The following is a 254-nucleotide window of genomic DNA, read 5'->3' as shown; positions in this document are numbered from 1 at the left end:
GGGTTCACTTCTGGCACGATTCAGGGATAGCGGGATTATTAGGTGGGCATGTCGGAGGCCGATATCCCGCCATGACCCCTGACATGATTACCACCGCGGTCGAAGCCGCCAAGGCAGAATCTCTGACGTTAGCCCGGATCGCACAGAAAGTCGAGGACAAGCATGGCCCGCTGCCCTGTACGCTTGAGACGCTGGCGAATACCCTGAAAAAACAGGGGCTAACCTATAAACGGGCCCGCCTGTCTTTAAAAAAA

1 pseudogene is annotated in these 254 nt (G+C 55.5%); it reads left to right on the top strand.

Annotated features, from left to right (window positions below):
* Positions 1 to 254 (top strand): annotated as a pseudogene (locus tag AAC854_RS23580) (helix-turn-helix domain-containing protein); the annotation flags it as partial.

Source organism: Xenorhabdus entomophaga (genome assembly GCF_037996725.1).
Taxonomy (GTDB): Bacteria; Pseudomonadota; Gammaproteobacteria; order Enterobacterales; family Enterobacteriaceae; genus Xenorhabdus; species Xenorhabdus khoisanae.
Note: the sequence above shows the minus strand (reverse complement) of the source record. Positions and strands in the feature narration are given on the sequence as shown.